This window comes from Actinomyces sp. ICM58, assembly GCF_000283035.1.
GTDB lineage: Bacteria > Actinomycetota > Actinomycetes > Actinomycetales > Actinomycetaceae > Pauljensenia.
Map to the genome: position 1 here is coordinate 1 of NZ_ALIY01000070.1, position 18,204 is coordinate 18,204.

At 66.8% G+C, this 18,204-nt stretch carries 18 protein-coding genes; all 18 read left to right on the forward strand.

Annotated elements, in window-relative coordinates:
• The coding region (locus HMPREF1138_RS03460; protein ID WP_039936706.1) for a DNA polymerase Y family protein at nucleotides 1-1,041 on the forward strand (1,041 nt) is incomplete at its 5' end.
• 68 nt (nucleotides 1,042-1,109) lie between these two features.
• Nucleotides 1,110-1,529: a DUF3040 domain-containing protein gene (locus HMPREF1138_RS03465; protein ID WP_009056625.1), complete on the forward strand. Its 420-nt coding sequence runs from the start codon at nucleotides 1,110-1,112 to the stop codon at nucleotides 1,527-1,529.
• Nucleotides 1,530-2,222: 693 nt separating this feature from the next.
• Nucleotides 2,223-2,654: a division/cell wall cluster transcriptional repressor MraZ gene (gene mraZ, locus HMPREF1138_RS03470; protein ID WP_009056606.1), complete on the forward strand. Its 432-nt coding sequence runs from the start codon at nucleotides 2,223-2,225 to the stop codon at nucleotides 2,652-2,654.
• Nucleotides 2,655-2,773: 119 nt separating this feature from the next.
• Entirely contained in the window at nucleotides 2,774-3,817 is a 1,044-nt protein-coding gene (gene rsmH, locus HMPREF1138_RS03475) for a 16S rRNA (cytosine(1402)-N(4))-methyltransferase RsmH (protein ID WP_009056607.1), read from the forward strand.
• Nucleotides 3,814-4,206 carry a membrane protein gene (locus HMPREF1138_RS03480; protein ID WP_009056622.1) on the forward strand — a complete coding sequence of 131 codons (393 nt, stop codon included), beginning with the start codon at nucleotides 3,814-3,816 and terminating at the stop codon, nucleotides 4,204-4,206. Before rsmH ends, HMPREF1138_RS03480 begins: the two co-directional genes overlap by 4 nt.
• Before the next feature lie 17 nt (nucleotides 4,207-4,223).
• A complete protein-coding gene (locus HMPREF1138_RS03485; protein ID WP_009056615.1) occupies nucleotides 4,224-5,957 on the forward strand; it encodes a peptidoglycan D,D-transpeptidase FtsI family protein in 1,734 nt (577 codons plus the stop codon).
• A 20-nt stretch (nucleotides 5,958-5,977) separates the two neighbouring features.
• Nucleotides 5,978-7,375 carry a UDP-N-acetylmuramoyl-tripeptide--D-alanyl-D-alanine ligase gene (locus HMPREF1138_RS03490; protein ID WP_009056617.1) on the forward strand — a complete coding sequence of 466 codons (1,398 nt, stop codon included), beginning with the start codon at nucleotides 5,978-5,980 and terminating at the stop codon, nucleotides 7,373-7,375.
• Nucleotides 7,372-8,457: a phospho-N-acetylmuramoyl-pentapeptide-transferase gene (gene mraY / locus HMPREF1138_RS03495; protein ID WP_009056598.1), complete on the forward strand. Its 1,086-nt coding sequence runs from the start codon at nucleotides 7,372-7,374 to the stop codon at nucleotides 8,455-8,457. Before HMPREF1138_RS03490 ends, mraY begins: the two co-directional genes overlap by 4 nt.
• Nucleotides 8,454-9,899 (forward strand): UDP-N-acetylmuramoyl-L-alanine--D-glutamate ligase, encoded by a 1,446-nt coding sequence (gene murD / locus HMPREF1138_RS03500; protein ID WP_009056610.1) that lies wholly within the window; start codon nucleotides 8,454-8,456, stop codon nucleotides 9,897-9,899. Before mraY ends, murD begins: the two co-directional genes overlap by 4 nt.
• Nucleotides 9,886-11,142: an FtsW/RodA/SpoVE family cell cycle protein gene (locus HMPREF1138_RS03505; protein ID WP_009056600.1), complete on the forward strand. Its 1,257-nt coding sequence runs from the start codon at nucleotides 9,886-9,888 to the stop codon at nucleotides 11,140-11,142. Before murD ends, HMPREF1138_RS03505 begins: the two co-directional genes overlap by 14 nt.
• 35 nt (nucleotides 11,143-11,177) lie before the next feature.
• Nucleotides 11,178-12,302: an undecaprenyldiphospho-muramoylpentapeptide beta-N-acetylglucosaminyltransferase gene (gene murG, locus HMPREF1138_RS03510; protein WP_009056621.1), complete on the forward strand. Its 1,125-nt coding sequence runs from the start codon at nucleotides 11,178-11,180 to the stop codon at nucleotides 12,300-12,302.
• On the forward strand, nucleotides 12,295-13,686 hold the full coding sequence (gene murC / locus HMPREF1138_RS03515; protein ID WP_009056620.1) for a UDP-N-acetylmuramate--L-alanine ligase: 1,392 nt from the start codon (nucleotides 12,295-12,297) through the stop codon (nucleotides 13,684-13,686). The genes murG and murC overlap by 8 nt, the downstream gene beginning before the upstream one ends.
• Nucleotides 13,683-14,717, forward strand: coding sequence for a cell division protein FtsQ/DivIB (locus tag HMPREF1138_RS03520; protein ID WP_039936708.1), 1,035 nt, complete (start codon nucleotides 13,683-13,685; stop codon nucleotides 14,715-14,717). Before murC ends, HMPREF1138_RS03520 begins: the two co-directional genes overlap by 4 nt.
• A gap of 127 nt (nucleotides 14,718-14,844) precedes the next feature.
• The gene (gene ftsZ, locus HMPREF1138_RS03525) at nucleotides 14,845-16,098 is read left to right on the forward strand and encodes a cell division protein FtsZ (RefSeq protein WP_009056618.1); all 1,254 of its coding nucleotides are present in this window, start codon (nucleotides 14,845-14,847) and stop codon (nucleotides 16,096-16,098) included.
• Complete coding sequence (locus tag HMPREF1138_RS03530) at nucleotides 16,098-16,856, forward strand: laccase domain-containing protein (protein WP_009056612.1); 759 nt, start codon at nucleotides 16,098-16,100, stop codon at nucleotides 16,854-16,856. Before ftsZ ends, HMPREF1138_RS03530 begins: the two co-directional genes overlap by 1 nt.
• Nucleotides 16,857-17,032: 176 nt before the next feature.
• On the forward strand, nucleotides 17,033-17,497 hold the full coding sequence (locus HMPREF1138_RS03535) for a cell division protein SepF (protein ID WP_009056619.1): 465 nt from the start codon (nucleotides 17,033-17,035) through the stop codon (nucleotides 17,495-17,497).
• Between the two features lie 8 nt (nucleotides 17,498-17,505).
• A complete protein-coding gene (locus HMPREF1138_RS03540; protein ID WP_009056624.1) occupies nucleotides 17,506-17,817 on the forward strand; it encodes a YggT family protein in 312 nt (103 codons plus the stop codon).
• A gap of 173 nt (nucleotides 17,818-17,990) precedes the next feature.
• Nucleotides 17,991-18,204, forward strand: a 214-nt coding sequence (locus HMPREF1138_RS03545) for a DivIVA domain-containing protein (RefSeq protein WP_009056597.1), incomplete at its 3' end; no start/stop codon positions are given.

Genomic DNA, 18,204 nt, shown 5'->3' on the forward strand with positions numbered 1-18,204 from the left:
CGCCGCTACTCCCGCCAGGTTATGGAGATTCTCGCCACCGTGACCCCCGACCTCGAACAGGTCTCCATCGACGAGGCCTTCCTCGACGTGTCCGGTGCCCGGCGCCGCCTGGGGACTCCCACCCGCATCGCCCGCCTCATCCGCGCCCGCATCCGAGAGAGCGTGGGCTTGCCCGCCTCAGTGGGTATCGCCGCCACCAAGTCGGTCGCTAAGATCGCCTCCTCGCATGCCAAGCCCGACGGCCTCCTGCTCATCCCCGCACCAGCCACCGTCGACTTCTTGCACGGCCTGCCCGTCGGCGCACTGTGGGGAGTCGGCGGCAGGACTGGGGCCATCCTCGACCGCGAGGGTATTGACACGATCGGTGACCTCGCCCATGCCCCCGTTGCGCGCCTGTCCAAGCTGCTCGGCGTCGCCGCCGCCCACCATCTCCACGACCTCGCCTGGGGCATCGACCCACGCCCGGTCGCCGCCTCACGCCCCGAGAAGTCCGTCGGCATGGAACGTACCTTCGAGGAGGACGTGCGCTCGCGGGAGCTGATCGAGGAGTTCATCCTGGCCGCCGCTCACGACTGTGCGCGCAGGCTACGCGCCGGGGGAGTTGTCGGATGGACGGTCGGGATCAAGATGCGAGGCGCCGACTTTCACACGATCACGCGCAGCGTGAGCCTGGTCGCCCCCACCGACACCGGACGAGACATCGCTCGCGCTGCCCAGTCTTTGTTTGCCCGCGAGGACATGCCGATCGGGGGAGTGAGGCTTTTCGGCGTGCGCGTGGAGGGCTTGCAGTCGCGTTCCGGTGGCGTGGCCGTGACACTGGACCGGGACGAGCGCCCCGCAGCCTCCGAGCGTGCGATGGATCAGATTCGCTCCAAGTTCGGTGCCGGGGCCCTGGCGCCGGCCACCCTCCTGGGAAAGAAGGTCCCGGGGAGGCGTTCCTTTGGAGCGGAGGACGGACACTCCTCGGGCAGGTCCGACTCGCCCGAGGCCTCGGCTGGGTCTGCCGGTGATGCGCGCGGCGAGCAGGGGATGCTCCTGTGAGCCGGTTCGTCTCCCGAGTAGGGCACACGCTAAGCTTGTGAGCAGTTACCGTCCGAAAGGGGCACGCAATGGCTCTCACCGAGTATGAGAAGAAGGTCCTGGAGCAGATGGAGGCGTCCCTGCGCGAGGAGGACCCCGCGCTGGCCTCACAGATGTCCGCTCCTGCTGCCGCGGAGGAGTCCGAGCCCTCGAGCGGGCCGCGGGCGCCTCGACGCATCGCCCTCGGCTTTGGGGGAGCTGTCTTGGGCATGGTCGTCCTGGTCGCGGCCGTCTCTTTGGGGTACTCGGTCGTGTCGATCCTGCTCGGGGTCGTCGGTTTCGCGCTGACCGTCGCCGGCGTCCTGTTCGCGCTGTCCCGCCCGGGGGCGACGTCCTCGGAGGAGACGGGACAGGCCGCCAAGCGGAAGAAGAACAAGGAAAGCGGCGGCTGGGACTCTTTCATTCAGGATCAGGAACGACGCTGGGACGACCGGAAGAACGACGACTGACCTGACCGACTGCCGGGTTGAGGGGCGGGGGTGCGCGTGGGCGCGCCCCCGCTTCGGTGTCTGTGGGGGGCGATCTAGCCTCCCTGCCGCGCTTCCCACGCGCTCCCCACCGTGCCCCACGGGGTTCCCCACTCTCCTCCCCACGGCGCTCCCCACCGTGCCCCACGGGGGTTCCCCACTCTCCTCCCCGTTGCGAGGGGGGAAATTGCATCAATAGGGATGCGACACGCCGGCGACACGCCGTAGCGATGCTTCTAATGGTGCAAAACCCCCATCCGCCCCGGGCGCTCCCCACCGTGCCCCACGGGGTTCCCCACCGTGCCCCACGGGGTTCCCCACCGTGCCCCACGGGGTTTCCCACCGTGCCCCACGGGGTTCCCCACTCTCCTCCCCACCGCCCTCCACGGGTGGGGGAGCTGCGCCCGAGCGCGTCCCGGCCTCGTTGATAATCCGCGGAATATCAAGGAAATATCTCACGTGTGCAGCCCGGGCTTGATGACGGCGGATTGTGAATGGCCCTCCTCGCATGCAGATTGTGTGCTAGATTTCCTCCACTTTTCTCCACGGCAATTTTTCGTTGGAAACATGCCAAAAATGCCGTAAGTATCGCGCGCCACGCCGCACGTTTCTCTGTAAACATGGGGCTTGGTGGGTTAAAGTGGGGGAAAGTTCCGAACAGGGGAGGGCGGTGACATGTTCCTCGGCACGTATGAGCCCAAGCTCGACGACAAAGGACGCATGTTCCTGCCCGCGCGCTTTCGCGAGGACATGGAGGGCGGGATCGTCCTCACTCGCGGCCAAGAGCACTGCGTGTACGCCTTCCCCGCTGCGGAATTCGAGAGCATGACCGCGGAGCTTCGCCGCGCACCCCTGTCCTCCAAACAGGCGCGCGACTGGATCCGTGTGATGCTCTCGGGGGCCTATAAGGAGATTCCGGACAAGCAGGGGCGTATCAGCGTCCCCGCGGACCTGCGCGCATACGCGGGGCTGGACCGTGAGCTCGCTGTCATCGGCGCGGGCTCGCGAGCCGAAATCTGGAACGCCTCGGCCTGGCGCGAATATCTCGCCGTCCAGGAAGAGGTCTTCTCCAATACAGCAGAAGAAATTATTCCCGGGATGTTCTGACCCGTACTCCGAGGTCTCCGCCCGCTGTTCCGACATCACTTCCCCGGTGGCGGAGCACGGTGGGGGACCTGGGTGGACGGGTCGGACACCGGTCGCGACGAACGACAAGGAGGTGTGGCATGGCGCATGCACTGGACTCGGTGCGCGATTCGTCGCGCCCCGCGGGCTCGGCCGACGAGGTCGACCTCGGTCGCCCCGCTGCCGAGCGCCACGTCCCCGTCCTCCTCGCCGAGTGCCTCGACATGCTCGCGCCCGCGATTGACGCCCCCGGAGCCGTCCTGGTGGACGCCACCTTGGGGATGGGCGGTCACACCGAGGGCGCGCTCGAGCGCTTCGACGAGCTGACCGTTATCGGTATCGACCGTGACCCGCAGGCTATCGCGCTTGCCTCCGCTCGCCTCCGACGATTCGGGAGTCGCTTCCGCGCGGTCCACACGACCTACGATCGCATCGACGAGGCCGTGGCCGAGCAGTGCGGTCGCGGCGCGCGCATCGACGGGGTCCTCATGGACCTGGGAGTGTCCTCCCTCCAGCTCGACGAGGCTGACCGGGGCTTCGCCTATTCGAAGGACGCGCCGCTCGACATGCGTATGGACGCGACCGCCGGACGCAGCGCCGCTGACCTCCTGGCCACCGCCTCGGAGGGGGAGCTCATCCGGATCCTGCGTACCTACGGCGAAGAGAAGTTTGCGCCCCGCATCGCGCGACTGATCATTCGCCGCAGGGACGACGCCCCCATCACGCGCACGGGTGAACTCGTCGACATCATCCGCGAGGCCATCCCCGCACCGGCGCGCCGCACCGGCGGCAACCCCGCAAAACGCACCTTCCAGGCGCTGCGCGTGGCCGTCAACGATGAGCTCACCATCTTGGAGCGTGCCCTGCCGCGCGCCCTGTCGTGCCTGAGGGTCGGAGGGCGCCTGGTGGTCGAGTCGTACCAGAGTCTCGAAGACCGACTAGTCAAAGACATCTTGCGCCGCGGTTCTACCAGTGCCGCGCCCCCCGGGTTGCCGATCATCCCCGACGAGATGGCACCCAGCCTCAGACTGCTCACCAAGGGCGCGAATCGCGCCGACCGAGCCGAACAAGACCACAACCCCCGATCGGCTTCCGTGCGACTGCGCGGAGCGGAACTTATTCGCGAATGGAAGGATCTCTCATGAGTGCAGCAACTGCCAAGGCACGTCCTGCGGCCCGCCCTGAACTGCGCCGTGAGGAGGTTCGCGAGCTTCGTATCGTCGAGGGGACTCGTCCGCGTCGCTCGGCCGTGGCCATCCTCATGCTCCTCGTCGCCGTCGCCCTGGCCTCCGTGCTCGCGTCGATGGTGCTCAACACCCGCATGGCGCAGACTTCCTTCGAGATTCGCGAGCAGCAGCTGGCGCTCAACGAGCTGGAAGCACAGTCGTGGACCATGCGCGCCGAACTGGACCGCAAGGCCTCGCCCGCGGAGCTCGAGAAGGCCGCGAAGGCTAACGGCATGGTCCCCGCTGGCACCTCGGGCTTCATCACGCTCGAGACGGGAACCGTTGAGGGCGGGACCCCCGCCAAGTAACGCGGAGCGTCATTCCTATGGATACCGTCTTCACGCGCTCGCGCTGGATCCTGATTCTGATCATCGGGGCGCTGAGCCTGTGTGGCGTGCGCCTGGTCCAGCTTCAGATCATTGAGGGGCCCTCCCTGGCTGCTCAGGGGCAGCGCGTGCGCACGTCGTCGACGTCGGTGGCCGCCGCGCGCGGCTCGATCGTCGACGCGACGGGCGTCGTCCTGGCGAATTCGATTCAGACCTACGACATCGCGGTCAACCAGGTGAACATTCGGTCCTACGTGCACCGCGACGATGATGGGAATGAGGTTGGGCGAGGCCCGGCTGAGGCCGCTCATCAGCTCGCTCCGCTGTTGGGCATGGATGAGGCGGTCCTCGGCGGCATGATGCTGGGTGAGTCGACCTACGTCTACATCAAGCGCAACGTCGATGCGGTCACCTACCGCGAGATCCGTAAGCTCGACATCTACGGCATCGAGTGGGAGTCGGTCTTCGAGCGCGAGTACCCGAATGGAAACGTGGCCGCCCCCGTCATTGGGACGGTGAACGCTGAGGGGCAGGGCTCCTCGGGCATGGAGGCGCAGTTCGACCAGCTGCTCACGGGTACGCCCGGAGCGCAGGCCTTCGAAATTGCTCCCAACGGCGCCGTCATGCCGGGTGGCAAGCGCACGACGGTGGAGCCGAAGAACGGCGGCTCCGTGGAGCTGACGCTGCATGCGGACTTGCAGCATCAGGTGCAGGATCTGTTAGACGCCCGCGTGACCAAGCACCAGGCTGACTGGGGCGCGGTCGTCATCGAGGACGTCGCGACGGGCCACGTGTTGGTCATGGCCGACTCGAACTCGAAGGAGCCGGACAACGCGAATCCGCAGAAGGTGCACGCCGTGCAGGATACCTTCGAGCCTGGCTCGGTGGGCAAGCTCATCACGGTGGGCGCGGCTTTGAACCAGGGGACGATCACCCCCACGAGTGTCTTCCAGGTGCCTTATTCCCTCAATCTGCCCGATGCGGGGGGCCCGATCACGGACTTCCACGAGCATGACGGGGAGGCGCTGACGGCGACGGGGATCCTGGCCGAGTCCTCGAACACGGGCACCGTGCTGATCGGCCAGACGATGACGGACGACCAGCGCTATTCGATGATGCGTGCGTTTGGCTTCGGTCAGGAGACGGGCATCGAGCTGCCGGGCGAGTCCGCGGGTCTGCTGCGTAGTTCGGACCAGTGGCAGGGGCGTGACCGCTACGTGACGATGTTCGGCCAGGCCTACGCGATCACGGCGATTCAGGAGGCGTCGGCGCTCGCGACGATCGCGAACGGCGGCGTGCGTATTTCCCCGCATATCGTCAAGTCGTGGACGAACGCGGACGGGACGGTCGAGGTTCCCGAGGCGACCCAGCCGGTTCAGGTCATGGAGGCGGGTACGGCCTCGCAGCTGCTGACCATGATGGAGTCCGTCGTCGAGGACGACCTGGGTACTGCGGGCGCCTCGAAGGTTCCCGGCTACCGAGTGGGCGTGAAGACGGGCACCGCGGAGACGGTCATCGACGGGGCCTCGGGTTTGGTCTCGACGACGGCCGGCATCATTCCGGTGGACGCGCCGCGCCTGGCGATCGCCGTGATTCTCTATAATCCAAGAGTGGCGTCGGTCTCATCTGACTCGTCGGCGCCGCTGTTCGGCGACGTCGCGCGTACCGCGGTGGGCAACCTGGGTATCCCGGCGTCCTCTGGGTCCGCTAATCTGTACCCGACGACTCCGTGAGTCTGAAGGAGAAGAGAAACATGCAGACATCAGCTCAATGGATCGCTGACGCGGTTTCTGGTCGCCTCGTGGGCGCCGACGTCGCTGTGACCGGACCGGTGGTGACCGACTCTCGTGAAGCGCAGGCGGGGTCGTTGTACGTCGCGCGGCGGGGCGAGAGTGCCGACGGTCACGCCTTCGTGGCGGGCGCGGTCACGCGCGGCGCGGTCGCGGTGATCGTGGAGCACGAGGTCGACGAGGCCGTGGCGCAGATCGTCGTGACGGATTCGACGGAGGCCCTGGGTGCTCTCGCGCGTGCGCACGTCGAGGCACTGCGTGGCCACGGGACGCTGGATGTCATCGCGATGACGGGGTCCGTGGGCAAGACGACGACGAAGGATCTGCTCTTCCAGATCATGAGCGCGGATGGTCCGACGGTGGCGCCCAAGCTCTCCTTCAACAACGAGGTTGGGCTGCCACTGACGGCTCTGCTGGCGGACGAGTCCACGCGCCACCTGGTGCTCGAGATGGGGGCCTCCGGCCCCGGCCACATCACCTACCTGACAAACATCGTCGCCCCCGACGTGGCCATTGAGCTGTGCGTGGGCCACGCCCACGTGGGCGGTTTCGGCGGCTTTGAGGGCGTCGCGCGGGCGAAGGCCGAGCTGATTAAGGGGACCCGTCCGGGAGGTCCCGTTATCCTCAACATGGACGATCCCAATGTCGAGGCGATGGCGCCCCTGGCCAGTGGCAAGGTCATCCGATTCTCTGCGTCGGGCAACCCGCTTGCCGACGTGCGCGCGCTAGACGTGAGCGTCGACGCCGCGGACCGCGCGCATTTCACGCTCGTCACGTCGGCGGGCAGCGCGGATATTTCCCTGAAAATCGTCGGCCGTCACCACGTCGCGAACGCGCTGGCGGCCGCCGCGGGTGCCCTCACCCTGGGCGTCGATCTGGCGACCGTCGCGCGGGTCCTGTCCAGTGCTCGCGCGCTCAGCCCCCACCGGATGGACGTTCACGAGCTCGTCGTAGAGGGTCGGGAGCTCACGCTTATTGACGACTCCTACAACGCGAACCTTGACTCGATGCGCGCGGGTATCGCCGCGCTGGCGTCGATCGGTCAGGACAGGCCAACGGTCGCCGTCCTCGGAGAGATGCTCGAACTGGGGGAGGACTCCCGGTCGCTGCACGAGCAGGTCGGCGCGATGATCGAGGAGGCGGGCGTGGACGTGCTCGTCGGCCTGGGCGAGCACGCTCACTACTATCTCGAGGGAGCCAGCGGTGTACCCCACCGCGAGGTCGCGTCGGATCCTTCCGACGCCGCCCGCTTGGCTCTTCAATTCGCCGGCGACGGAGCAGTCGTCCTGGTGAAGGGTTCCTTTGGTTCACATTCGTGGCAGGTGGCTGACATCCTGCGGGAGAAGGGAATGACCCGGTGATTGGTCTTATCGCTGCGTTCATCATCGCGATGGCGCTGTCCGTGATGGGCACACCGCTGCTCATCCGTTTCCTGGTGCTGCACCAGTACGGTCAGTTCATCCGTCAGGATGGGCCGACTCAGCACCTGACGAAGCGCGGAACCCCCACGATGGGTGGCTTCGTCATCATCCTGGCGACCATTGTCGCCTGGCTGATTGGTTCCTTCGTCGCGGGGGCCGGTCCCTCGTGGTCGGGTCTTCTCCTGGTTTTCCTGTTCGTGGGGCTCGGCGTTATCGGCCTGCTCGATGACGGCATTAAGATCATGAGGCAGCGTTCTCTGGGCCTGCATCCGTCGGGCAAGATTATCGGCCAGGTGCTGATTGCCTCCGCTTTCGCGCTGGGCACCCTCATCTTGCCGAACGAATACGGTGAGTACCCCGGAACGCTTGCGATCTCCTTCGCGCGTCCGACCGCGGTGACGCTCGGCTTCGCGGGGCTCGCTCTCGGCGTCGTCCTGTACCTCATCTGGACGAACCTCATCGTGACGGCCTGGTCGAACGCAACCAACCTGACGGACGGCCTGGACGGCCTGGCGACGGGCGTGTCCATCTTCGTCTTCGGCGCCTACACTTTCATCACCTACTTCCAGCGTATTCAGTCCTGCACGCTGCTGGGGGCCAACCCGGCGAATTGCTACTCGACCCGCGACCCGCTTGACCTGGCGATTTTCTGTGCCGCCCTCATCGGCGCCCTGGCGGGCTTCCTGTGGTGGAACGCGTCGCCCGCCCAGATCTTCATGGGTGACACTGGCGCGCTCGCCCTGGGTGGTGCCGTCGCCGGCCTGTCTATCCTCACCCAGACCCAGCTGCTCGCGATCATCGTTGGTGGCCTCTTCGTCGCGGTTGTCCTCTCCGACGTCATCCAGATCAGCGTGTTCAAGGCGACGGGTAAGCGAGTCTTCCGCATGGCTCCGCTGCATCATCACTTCGAGCTGTTGGGCTGGAAGGAAGTCACGATCGTTATCCGCTTCTGGTTGATCGCCGCTATCGTCGCGGTCGCTGGAGCGGGCGTCTTCTACGCGGAGTGGGTGTACGCGCGATGAACCGCAGCGCTGCCGTCATCGGCTGGGGTAAGTCCGGCCAGGGAGCCGCGGGCGCCTTGCTTGCCCGCGACTGGAGTGTTCGCGCCTACGCGTCGCGGGCCACCGACTCTCTTTCCTTCGACGACGTCGCGGGCGTGCCCGTCCACGTCGAGGAGGACGCGAACGCCCTGTCGGCCGCGGTGATCGACGCCCGCCCCGACCTCGTCGTTGTCTCTCCGGGGATCCCCGCGCATCACCCGATCTTCTCCGCGTGCGAGCAGGCGGGCATTGACCTGTGGGGTGAGGTGGAGCTCGCTTGGCGCCTCCAGGAGGAAGGCCCCCACGCGGGGCGCCCGTGGCTGACGGTGACCGGAACGAATGGTAAGACCACGACCGTCGGTATGCTCGGGCAGATCCTGCGCGCTTCGGGCGTCAAAGCCGAAGAGGTGGGCAACATCGGTACGCCGATCACGCGCGCGATCGACTCTGACGCCGAGGTGTTCGCGGTTGAGCTTTCCAGCTTCCAGCTGCACACGGCGCGCACGGTGCGTCCGCTCGCCTCCGTGTGCCTGAACGTGGACGCGGATCACCTGGACTGGCACGGCAGCGTGGAGGCCTACGCGGCCGATAAGGCGCGCGTCTACGAGAACACGGTGCGCGCCTGCGTGTACCCGGCCGCCGACCGACGCGTCGAGGCCATGGTGGAGAACGCGGACGTCGTGGAGGGTGCACGGGCTATCGGCCTGACCCTCGGGGCTCCGAGCGTCTCGCAGTTCGGCATTGTTGAGGGACTGCTGGTGGATCGCGCTTTCGTCGATGATCGGGCGCGCCACGCCCTGGCCCTCGCCCACGTTTCTGACCTGTCTGAGGCGTTCGGCCCCCACCCCTCGCCCGCCGTTCTCTCCGACGCGTTGGCCGCCGCCGCGATGGCGCGCGCCTACGGCGTGGAGCCTGAGGCCGTGGAGGAGGGTCTTCGTTCCTTCCGTCCCGCCGGGCACCGACGCGCCGTCGTCGCCCGCGCCGCGGACCTGACCTGGATCGACGACTCGAAGGCAACCAACGCGCACGCGGCCCGAGCCTCCCTGTCGGGGCTGCCCCCGCGCAGCGCGATCTGGATCGTCGGCGGCGACGCCAAGGGGCAGGATTTCACGGAGCTTATCAGCCAGGTTGAGCCGGTCCTGCGCGGCGTCGTCGTCATCGGCGCGGATCGTCGGGCCCTCGTGGCGGCCCTGGCGAGCGGCGCGCCCGGGGTGCCCGTCGTCGAGGTCGATGGCCACCAGGACTGGATGTTCTCGGTCGTCAACGAGGCCGTGGCCCTGTCGCGTCCGGGGGACACCGTCGTGCTCGCCCCGGCGTGCGCGTCGTGGGACCAGTTCGACAACTACGGCCAGCGCGGCGACGTGTTCGCCGAGGCTGTACACCGCCTGGCTGCCCAGTGGGGGAGCGCCGGTGGCGACGAATAAGCGCGGCTGGCATATCCCGACCGTGACCCTGCCCCGGATTCGCTTCGGGTCGGGGCGTGAGCGTGAAGACAACCCGGTGACGACCTATTACCTGATCGTGATCCCGGCTCTCATGCTGTCTCTGTTTGGCTTGGTCATGGGCTTTTCCGCTCAGACAGTCACGTCGATTGCCCAGGGGGAGAACCCCTATACGGCGTATGCGCGCCCGCTGGCGATCATCCTCGTCTCGCTGTTCATCGCGACCGGCGTGCAGCTGGTGCCCCAGCGGTGGCTGATGCGCCTGGCGGCACCCATGTTCATCGGGGCGCTTGCGTTCCAGTCGCTGGTTCTGAGCCCCCTGGGCCGCTCGGAGGGCGGCAACGCGAACTGGGTGAAGCTCGGCCCGGTGATGGCCCAGCCGTCGGAGTTCTTGAAGCTCGCGCTGGTCGTGTTTTTGGCATTCATGGTCTCTAAGTCGGCCGCGAAGCGTTCCGATATTAAGACGATGAGTGTTGCGGTGGGCCTGCCGGTCCTGGTGGCTCTCGGAGCGGTCATGCTGGGGCGCGACATGGGCACGGCGATGGTTGTCGCGATGGGTGCGCTCGGAGCCGTGTGGGTGGCGGGCCTGCCCAAGCGCTGGTTCGGCGGGCTTGTCATGGTTGCGGTGCCGACTCTGGTGCTGCTCGTGCTGTCGAATCCGACGCGTATCCGGCGCATCCTGGCGGTTCTGCCGGGCACCTCGAAGGGGCCGGATGAGTCCGCGCCGGAGCAGATCGACCACTCGCTGTGGGCGCTGGGCTCGGGTGGGCTCACTGGCCTGGGGCCGGGCGCGTCGCGTGAGAAGTGGAACTACTTGCAGGCCGCGCACACGGACTTCATTTTCGCGATCGTCGGCGAGGAGTTCGGTTTGCTTGGCACTTTCGCGGTGCTCCTGTGCTTGGGGCTGCTCGTGTGGGGCATGTTCCGAGTGGCGCGTGAGTCCTCGGATCTTTTCGTCATCATCGCCGCGTCGGGTGTGGGCACGTGGATCGGCGTGCAGACGGTCATTAATGTGCTGTCGGTGACCGGCGTTGGCCCGGTTATCGGCGTGCCCTTGCCGCTCGTGTCTTACGGTGGCTCGTCGTTCCTGTTCACGATCACGTCGGTGGCGGTCGTGGCGTCCTTCGCGCGTGCGCGTGCGGGGATGCGGATGATTGGGAGGCCGGACGAGGCCTCGGCTGGTCGGGACCCGCGGGTGGCGCCCCGCAGGCGCTCCGCTCGCTAAACTGAAGGTCAGGCACTCGCGTTAAGGAGACGCTTATGGTCAAGGTTGTGATGGCTGGCGGCGGGACCGCCGGCCACGTGAATCCTCTTTTGGCGACGGCCGCGCAGCTGCGTGAGAGCGGCGCCGAGGTGGTCGTGTTGGGGACGAAGGCTGGTCTTGAGGCCGACTTGGTTCCCGCCGCGGGTTTCCCGCTGGTGGAGATTCCTCGTGTTCCTCTGCCGAGGCGTCCCTCTCTGGCGTTTTTTACGTTGCCCTCTCGCTTCGCGGATGCGGTGAAGCGTTGCGCGCAGGCTCTGCAGGGTGCCGATGTGCTCGTGGGTTTCGGCGGCTACGTCTCGACTCCGGCCTACATCGCAGCATCGCGCGCGGGTGTGCCGATCGTCATTCACGAGCAGAACGCTCGCCCGGGCTTGGCCAATAAGGTGGGTGCGCGCCACGCCGCCGTCGTCGCTTTGACGTTCCCCTCGTCGCCGCTGGCGGCAAAGAGCGGGGAGACGGTCGTGACCGGTCTGCCCCTGCGGGCGGCGATCGCGGATCTGGCGAGCCGTCGCGCGGACGCGGAGGGGGCCAAGCTGGCGCGCCGCGAGGCAGCCGAGCGCCTGGGCGTGGACGGCGACGCCCCGACGCTGCTGGTGACGGGCGGATCCCTGGGGGCCTTGCACGTCAACGAGTCGATGACGGGCGCGGCGGACGCGCTGCCCGAGGGCGCCCAGGTCGTGCACCTGACAGGCCGCGGCAAGGATGAGCCGGTGAGGGAGGCCGTCGAGGCCGCCGGTCTGGCGGATCGCTGGCACGTCATTGATTACCTGACGACGATGGAGGACGCGCTGGCCGTCGCGGATCTCGTGGTGTGCCGCTCGGGTGCTGGAACGGTCGCCGAGATGGAGGCCCTGGGCTTGCCGTGCATCTACGTGCCTCTGCCGATCGGCAACGGCGAGCAGCGCCTGAACGCGGCCGATCACGTCGCCGCCGGGGGCGCGCAGCTGATCGACGACAAGGACTTTACCGCCGAGTTCGTGCGCCGCAACGTGTTCCCGTTGCTGGGGTCGACGCGTCTGGCGGATATGGCGGCTGCGTCGCAGTCGCTGGGGCGTGCGGGAGCGGCCCGCGCGCTGGCTGATCTGGCTTTGGCGCAGGTGAAGGAGGGCGGCCATGAGTGAGCCGACGCTTGAGGATCGTTTCCATCTGATTGGCATCGGTGGTGCCGGCATGAGCGTCGTCGCGGAGCTGTTGGCCTCGCGTGGCGCGACCGTGGAGGGGTCGGACCGCGAGGACTCCGCCGTGCTCGAGCACCTGCGCTCCGTCGGGGTGCGTGTCTTTGTTGGTCACGAGGCCTCGCATGTGGACCCGGCATCGGTAGTTGTGGTGTCGACGGCGATCCGCGAGGACAACCCGGAGCTGGCGATCGCACGGACGCGCGGTCAGCTGGTGATTCACCGCTCCCAGGCGCTGGCTCTGGCGGCGACGGGTATGCGTTTCGTGGGCGTGGCCGGGGCGCACGGTAAGACCTCGACCTCGGGCATGCTAGCGATCGCGTTGGCGGCGTGCGGGCTGGACCCGTCGGTGGCCGTGGGCGGCGTGCTGCCCCAGCTGGGCACGGGCGCGCACCTGGGCGGCGGAGACGTCTTCGTCGCCGAGGCCGACGAGTCGGATGGCTCGTTCCTGAACTATTCCCCGGCTATTGAGATCGTGACGAACGTGGAGCCCGATCATCTGGATCGCTACCATTCGCGCGAGGAGTTCGAACATATTTTCGTCGAGTTTGCCAGGCGCTTGGTGCCCGGTGGGCTGCTGGTGACGTGCGGGGAGGATGAGGGCGCTGTGCGCCTGGCCGTCGCGGCGCGCGCGCAGGGTTTGCGGGTCGTGACCTATGGGCGCCCGGAGCGCTCGCTGTGCGAGGTGGATGTCGAGATTTCCGATGTGCAGGTGAAGGCCCATGGGGCAACGGCGCGCCTGGCGTGGGGGGAGCGTCATGCCGAGCTGGTCATGTCCGTGCCCGGTGAACACAATGTACTGAACGCGGCGGGGGCCTGGGTGGCGGGCATCGAGTGCGGCCTGGAACCGCAGGCCGTCGCGGATGGGTTGGGTCGCTTCACGGGGGCGGCGCGTCGTTTCGAGGCACGTGGCCAGGTGGGCAGCCGCCGGCTGTTCGACGATTATGCGCATCATCCGACGGAGGTGGAGGCAGCGATCCGAGAGGCTCGCGTCGTCGCCGATGGGGCGCCGGTGACGGTTGTTTTCCAGCCGCACCTGTACTCGCGCACCCGCATCTTTGCCGAGCGTTTCGCGCACGCTCTAGCCGGCGCGGACCACGTTGTCCTGGCGGGGATCTACGGCGCCCGCGAGGATCCGGAGCCGGGCGTGGATTCGACGCTGATTTCGTCGCGCGTTCCCGGCGCCTCCTACGTGGAGGACATGCACGAGGCAGCGCGCCTGGCGGCGTCTGTGACCCCCGAGGGTGGCGTTTGTGTCACGATGGGCGCGGGTTCGATCACGCGCTGCGGGGATGACGTCCTGGAAGAGTGGAAGCGGATGGAGGCATGAGGCCTCCCTCCCCGAGGCGTCCGGGCGGACGCCACGACCGGTCCCGAGCGGCGTCGAACGCGTCCGGGAAGGCGCCCGACGAGGCCGTGGAGGCCTCGTCGGGACAGGGGTTGTCTTCGGAGGGTGACCAGGCGCGCGGTGAGGCTTCTCAGCGCCGGTCCTCGCCTCGCTCGCGCGAGGCGCGCTCGGATCGACAGGCGCGCGGTGAGGGCGGCGAGGAGGCCTCGTCCGCGGTTGCGCGTCGGAGCGCGCGAGGAACCGTGGCGACTCCGATCGCGGCCGCGGATGCCGCCGCGCTGTTGGGCGGCGAGGAGATGACGGACCTGGGGGATCGGCTGCGCGAGCGCGCGCATGCGCGACGTATGCTCCTTCTTCGTCGCGTGGCGATTGCCGTGTTTACGGTGGCGATCGTGGGCGGTGCCGCGTGGGTGGCGTTCTTCTCGCCGCTGTTCGCCCTGTCGACGTCCGCCATTCAGGTATCTGGCGAGGACGGGACGCTTGCAACTGACGAGTCGGTGCGTTCCTCGGTGTCCGCGTTCGAGGGGGTGCCGCTGACGCGCCTGAACACGCGGGAGGTCGCGCGCGCCGTCGAATCCAACGTCGCAGTGAAGTCGGCGTCGGTGTCTCGCCGCTGGCCGACGAGCCTGACGGTCTCGGTCACGATGCGCACGGGCATGGCCGTCGAGGCTGCCTCGGGCGGCTATTGGCTGGTGGACGACCAGGGTGTGGCGTTCCAGCAGGTCAGTGGTGCGGGTACCTATCCGCTCGTGACGCTGCCGGATGATCGGACGACGGGGGCATCCGATGTCGCCTCCGTTCTGGGCGCGCTCGATGAGTCGACTCGCTCCCATGTCTCGGCGATAACCGCAACCGGGACGCAGGTGACTTTCACGCTGCGCGGGGGCCAGAGTGTCAAGTGGGGGACAAACGCCGACGCGCCTCAAAAGGCGCGAGTGCTGGCCACGTTGTTGGCGAATGTCCAGGCGACGACATACGACGTGTCGTCTCCGAATCACCCTGTGACCAGTTAAGCCTTCTTCTTTGTCCGCGTGTTGGCTTGAACGATCGCGCGCGGACCCCTAATTTCTTTCCGACACGAAGCACGTTAAACATCAACCTTCAACTAGAGGTTGAGGGTCTGATGCAAGGGAGACATCCATGGCGACACCGCAAAACCACCTGGCAGTGATCAAGGTCGTCGGCGTCGGCGGCGGCGGAGTGAACGCCGTGAACCGAATGATCGAGGTCGGCCTCAAGGGCGTTGAGTTCATCGCGGTCAATACTGACGCGCAGGCTCTGCTCATGTCCGATGCTGAGACGAAGCTTGATATCGGTCGTGAACTGACGCACGGCCTGGGAGCCGGCGCGGATCCCGCCGTCGGCCGCAAGGCTGCGGAGGATCACATCGAGGAGATCGCCGCCGCGCTTGAAGGCGCGGACATGGTCTTCGTGACTGCCGGTGAGGGCGGTGGCACCGGAACCGGCGCGGCCCCCGTCGTCGCTCGCGTCGCCCGCGAGGCTGGCGCGCTGACGGTTGGCGTCGTGACTCGCCCCTTCTCCTTTGAGGGGAACCGCCGCGCGGCGCAGGCCGAGGGTGGCGTGACCACGCTGCGCGAAGAGGTCGACACCCTCATCGTCATCCCTAACGATCGTCTTCTGGAGATCTCCGACGTCTCCATCTCCGTGCTCGATGCCTTCCGCGCCGCCGACCAGGTGCTGCTCTCCGGTGTTCAGGGCATCACCGAGCTGATCACCACCCCGGGCCTGATCAATGTCGACTTCAACGACGTCAAGTCCGTCATGAAGGACGCCGGTTCCGCCCTCATGGGTATCGGTGCTGCCACGGGCGAGGATCGCGCCCTGCGCGCGGTCGAGAGCGCTATTTCCTCCCCGCTGCTCGAGGCCTCGATCGACGGTGCCCACGGCGTCCTCATGTTCTTCCAGGGTGGCTCCGATGTCAGCCTGCAGGAGGTCTTCGCGTCCTCGCAGCTCGTGCGCGAGGCCGTCCATCCCGAGGCGAACATCATCTTCGGCGTCGTTGTTGACGACACCCTGGGTGACGAGATTCGCGTCACAGTCATCGCCGCTGGCTTTGATGATGTGACCGAGGCGACCCCGGCGCGTCCTGCGGTGTCGCGCGTCTCTGCTCCCGTCGCGCAGAAGCGACCCGCGGCCCCCGAGGCCAAGGCTCCAGCTGCGGAGACGGCCCGCATCAGCCAGGTCTCGACGCGTCGCCCCCAGCATCGCCTGGACGTCGCCGCGCCGGTCCGTGAGGCCGCTCCTGCCGCCGTCGAGACGCCCGCAGCTGTCGAGTACGAGGAGTCTGAGTCCGAGCACTCCTTCGAGGTTCCTCGCGTCTATCCCGAGGCACCCGAGAAGGAAGAGCTGGATATTCCTCCCTTCCTGCGCTGATGACACCAACGCTTCTGGCCGGTGCCCGGGTCTACCTGACTGAGGTCGACCCGGGCACCGGCCCGCTTGCGGGCAATGTGGGCCTGCATGTGGGTGACGATCCGGCGCTCGTTCGCCGGCGCCGCGAGGCCCTGGCGCATCTGATCGGCCGCGACGTCGTCTGGATGGACCAGACGCATTCGACGCGTGTCGAGGCACTGGCGCGCGTCGAGGGGGCGCCGAGGTTGGCGGGTGCCTCGTCGAGCCTTGAAGCCCCTGCGCCGGGGGAGTGGGGTCCTGTTAGGGCCGACGGCATCGTCATCGATGCGCGTGGGTGGGTCGGGGCGCCTGGCCTCGCCGTCCAGACGGCCGACTGCCTGCCCGTCGTCTTGGCGGCCGACGCCGGTCGCGTCGTTGCGGCGGTCCATGCGGGTCGTCGCGGCCTCCTTGGCGGTATCCTTACCCGCGCCGTCGACGCGATCCGCGAGCTCGCCGATGGGCCTATTGACGCTCTGATTGGTCCAGCGATCTGCGGAAGCTGCTACGAGGTTCCTGTGCAGATGGTTCGCGAGAGCGAGGCCGTTGTGCCGGGAATCGGTGCTGTGACGTCGTGGGGGACCCCCTCCCTTGACCTGCCGCGGGCCGCGGCGGCTCTTTTGGCCGATGCCGGTGTGTGCGTGGAGATTGATCCGCGCTGCACGCTCGAAGATGGTGATCTCTTCTCCTATCGCGCCGATCCTGCGTGCGGACGTCAAGCGCTCATTATTGTGCCTGCGTAAGCGAAAGCGGGCGCCCAGCCCACGGCGGCAAACCGTTGCCTCGGTTGGTTTTGTGCGCGTGAAACACCTCGTCATGCGCCTCGTCGCCCCGTTCCTTGCGACGCGCCGACGCCGCTGCGCCTCCTCGCCGTCAAGCGCCTGTAGCTTGTGGCTATGCATCGCCAAAAGGAGGAATGATGAGCGATTCGTTCGGTGCGCGCGCACGTAAGTTCATGGGCTGGTACTCCCCGGAGGAGCCCATCGATGAGTTTGAAGACTTCCAAGAGTTCGACGAGGTGGAAGAGGTAGCACCTGTGGCAGATATCACCCCCGTGTCCCGTCCGACGCTGACCGCCATCCGTCGCGAGGAGCCCTCCGAGGATCTCACGCGCATCGTGACGATTCATCCCACCGCTTACTCCGACGCCGTGACCATCGGCGAGGCTTTCCGCGATGGGACCCCGGTCATCATCAATCTCACGGACATGGCTGAGGAGGAGGCGCGTCGCCTCGTTGACTTCGCCGCCGGCCTGACCTTCGGCCTGCACGGCGTCATCGAGCGCGTGACGGCGCGCGTGTTCCTGCTGTCTCCGGCTTCTGTCGAGGTCACCGGCGATAACTCCTCCTCGGCGCGTCGCGGTTCCCTCTATAACCAGGGCTGAGCCTCGTCGTGGTCGTTCTGTCGTGGGTTGCGTGGGGCCTGAGCGTCCTCATCAACCTGTACATGATGGTGCTGTTCGCGCGCGTCATCCTGGAGTGGATTCCGTTTTTCGTGCGCGGATGGCGCCCGCGCGGGATTGTCCTCGTCGTCGCGAACGTTCTTTACGCGCTGACCGACCCGCCGGTTCGCTGGATTGGTCGTTTCATTCCGCCGGTGAGGATTGGCGACGGAATGACCATCGACATCGGTTTTTTGCTGTTGTTTTTGGTCCTTATCGTTGCACAGCGCTTCGTGACTCTCCTTTACTTTATTAGCCAATAGGTAATATAACTAGGCATGAGAGCTCGCACATAAATCGCGTTCACCCCGTGATGAATGTTGCTAGTGTGACAATATCGGTTATTATTTTTGTGACGTGATAGCGGGCGGCCTTCCCGGTCGTCCAGACATGCGGGACTCCGCATGTCCAATCGAAACGACCGAGAGGCGAAGCAATGGCCCTGCTCACTACCGAGGATGTCCTCAACAAGAAGTTCCAGTACGTCAAGTTCCGCGAGGGATACGACCAGGATGAGGTTGATGAGTTCCTCGATGAGGTTGTCTCCACCATCTACTCCCTGCAGATGGAGAACCAGGATCTGAAGGAAAAGCTGGAGGCCGCGGAGCGCCGCGTCGCCGAGCTTTCCAACTCCGATTTCAGCCCCGCCG